The 3,161-nt window shown below is 49.7% G+C and carries 4 protein-coding genes; 2 read left to right on the top strand and 2 right to left on the bottom strand.

The window, feature by feature from the left end:
* The coding region (locus PF479_RS19935) for a sensor histidine kinase (RefSeq protein WP_298010669.1) at positions 1 to 992 on the top strand (992 nt) is incomplete at its 5' end.
* A complete protein-coding gene (locus PF479_RS19930; protein ID WP_298010668.1) occupies positions 989 to 1,807 on the top strand; it encodes a helix-turn-helix domain-containing protein in 819 nt (272 codons plus the stop codon). The genes PF479_RS19935 and PF479_RS19930, both read left to right, overlap by 4 nt.
* Here the strand turns inward: PF479_RS19930 and PF479_RS19925 are convergent.
* Positions 1,804 to 2,394: an HAD family phosphatase gene (locus PF479_RS19925; protein ID WP_298010667.1), complete on the bottom strand. Its 591-nt coding sequence runs from the start codon at positions 2,392 to 2,394 to the stop codon at positions 1,804 to 1,806. The two genes, PF479_RS19930 and PF479_RS19925, sit on opposite strands and share 4 nt — an antisense overlap.
* A gap of 7 nt (positions 2,395 to 2,401) precedes the next feature.
* On the bottom strand, positions 2,402 to 3,161 hold a 760-nt coding region (locus PF479_RS19920; RefSeq protein ID WP_298010666.1), incomplete at its 5' end, for a carbohydrate ABC transporter permease.

Genomic DNA, 3,161 nt, shown 5'->3' with positions numbered 1-3,161 from the left:
ATGGGGATTCCGGATTGTTCACTTTAAATGAGCGCATGGTCATCTATACCCCCCTGGCTGTGGAACCTTTTGTGATTGCCGGGACCGTTCCTCTCAATGTTGTCCTGTCCAATCTGGGTTATCTGATTCATATCACTCTCTGGCTGCTCCTTTTCTGTATATTCCTGGCTGTTCTTCTGGCTCTCCTTGTATCCAGATCCATCTCCAGACCGGTTCACAGTCTCACTCTGGCCATGGGACGTGTAGAATCGGGGGATCTGAAGGTTAGAATCTTTGATGACAGAAAGGATGAAATTGGACTGCTTTTCAAACGCTTCAATATCATGACCGGCCGTATTGAAACCCTGATGGTGGAAACCAGGGAAGAGCAGGAGAAACTGAGAGTCGCCGAACGGAAGGCCCTGCAGGCTCAGATCAATCCTCACTTTCTCTACAACACCCTGAACACGATCAAATCCATCGCCAAGCTGGAAGGAATAGATCAAATCACCACCATCGTGACTCAGCTGGGGAAGCTCCTGCGCCATACAATTGAGAATGAGAATGAGATTGTACCTCTGAAAGCGAGCCTCGAGCTGATAGAGAGTTATCTGGCGATTCAGAAGATCCGTTTCGGTAAAAGGCTCAGTTACAGCATCCATGTTCCTGACCGGTATTCGCAGCAACCCGTGCCCAAACTGATCCTCCAGCCCCTGGTTGAAAATGCTGTGATTCATGGGCTGGAGCAGAAGATGGAACCGGGAATGATCACTCTCACCGCCTGGGACCAGGAGGGCGATCTTATCCTGGAAGTACGGGATGACGGAGAAGGCATGTCCATCCAGTGGAGCGCCAATGAGGCTGCCGGATCCCATAGTGTGGGTCTTTCCAATGTGCACCGACGGCTCGAACTGCTCTATGGTGAACCCTACGGTCTGACGATTGAGAGTCAACCGGGTGAGGGCACAATCATCCGTGTCAGGATTCCCCTGAAAGGAAAGGACCGAAAATGATCAATGTGATCCTTGTAGAAGATGAAGAGTATCTGCTTCGTGAAATGGCCCTGACCACTCCCTGGCAGGATTTGGGATGCACCCTCTTAGGGGAGGCTCAGAACGGCAGAGAAGGATTGGAACTGATAGAAAAAATACGTCCTCACCTTGTCATTACAGATATAAGAATGCCCGGTATGGATGGGTTGACCATGCTCCGGGAGGCAGACCGGATACTGGGACCCGACGCCCCCTGGGCGATTATCCTCACGGGTCATTCTGATTTTGAATACGCCAGGCAGGCCATGCGTCTGGGAGTGAAAGATTACCTTCTCAAGCCGATTGATGATCAAAAATTTCATAGCCTTGTATCCGGCATTGCGGAGAAGGTGGAAACAGGCATACAAAGACAGCAGACCAGGAAGAGACAGGATATGATGAAAGAGAGCCGGCTCTCTCTCTTTCAGGAGTATGGCTCCCCTGTGAAGGGGGATGGAAAGGATGAATATATACGTCTCTCTGTTGAGTACATAAGAGAAAATTTCAGCCGGGATATCTCACTCCTGAACACAGCGGAAGAACTGGGAATCACACAGGGATATCTATCCCGTCTATTCAAAGAGAGGACAGGCTATACCTTCCTGGAGTACCTGACATTTTACAGATTGAGAAAGGCCTTGAAACTCCTGCAGAACCGCTCCCTTAAAGTCCATGAAATAGCCCATCAGACAGGATTTGCCGATCATGGATATTTTATCCAGCTCTTCCGCCGGAATATGGGAATTACTCCGGGACAATATAGAAATGGCGGCAATCAGGAGAACCATGAACACTAGGAATAGACAAGTCCTGACCGGGCAAGGTCATCCTCGAAGGCATCAGCTTCTGTGTAAAGGAAAGAATGAATCCCGAGAGACCGGGCAGTCTCAATATTCTCCAGCAGATCATCCGCAAAGACAGCTTCTTCAGGGCGCACCTTTTCCCGGTCAAGAATCCACTGATAGAAGGCAGATTTAGGCTTGGCCACTCCCATCAAATGAGAGGCATAGACAGAATCGAAGACCCGATAATCCCCTTTTTCAAGATGATAATCGTAGTGCTCCCTCATGGTGTTCGTACCACAGACAACGGGGCAATACCCTTTTAAACGTCTGATAAGATTCCCCGTATCTCCATCAAGGGAAGGACTGTACAGATCAATCAGGAGGTTCCCCTGCTCGGGCAGGGCAATCCCGCTCTTTTGGCTGAATCGAGTCCAGAATTCCCTGCCCGACAGGGTCCCTTCCATCAAGGGCATAAAATCATCCCGTATCGATTGAATGAGTGATTCCTGTGTCAGGCCCAAAAGAGAGGCGATACGGGGGAGGACATCAAAGTTCCGGACAAGGACGCCCACCATATCAAAGATAAAAAGTTTGATCACAATCGGCTCATCCTTTTCTGGAAGAAAAGACAGAAGCCCCTGAGACAAAATACTGACTCATGGTAAAAAAGAGAAGCAGCATGGGAATGCTCGCCAGAACCGCGACAGCCATCATGGCTCCCTCATCGGTGTACTTTTCGGCGGCAAATTTGACTATATACAGAGGAAGAGTCTTCATGTTCTCACTCTGGGCGACCAGGAGGGGCCATAGAAGATTATCCCACTGGCTCCTAAAGGTCAGGATGGACAGGGTCGCAATGGCCGGAGCGCAGTTGGGGAGCACGATGTGCCAGAAGATCCTGATTTCTCCCGCCCCGTCAATCCGGGTGGCATCGAGAAACTCATCGGGGAAAGGAAGCAGATACTGACGCATCATAAAGACTCCAAAGGCATTGACCAGGAAAGGAAGAGTCAGCCCCCCATAGGAGTTCTGCAGATGGAGTTTCGTAGCCACCAGATAGAGAGGAATCATGATGGCTTCAAAGGGAATCATCATGGTAGCCATGATGGCCAGAAAGACAAAATTCCGTCCCTTGAATTTGAATTTCGCCAGGCCATAGCCGGTAAGACTGGCAAGAATGACCGTGGAAAAGGTGACAATCCCGGAAACGAGAATCGAGTTTATATAATTGCGGACGAAGATAAAGCTACCATCATTTCCGGCGATAGCTTTGATAAAATTCTGTGCCTCAAATCCCCGGGGTATCCACCGGAAGGGCATCTTTATAATATCCCTGCGGGGCATCATGGAGGCGCTGAACATGAAG

It is taken from the genome of Oceanispirochaeta sp. (assembly GCF_027859075.1).
Taxonomy (GTDB): domain Bacteria; phylum Spirochaetota; class Spirochaetia; order DSM-2461; family DSM-2461; genus Oceanispirochaeta.
The sequence above is the reverse complement of the archived record's forward strand: the minus strand, read 5'-3'. Positions and strand labels throughout refer to the sequence as shown.

Excerpts from the sequence above, each read along its gene's own strand:
- PF479_RS19930 (WP_298010668.1), top strand. The coding sequence starts at position 989 with ATGATCAATGTGATCCTTGTAGAAGATGAAGAGTATCTGCTTCGTGAA.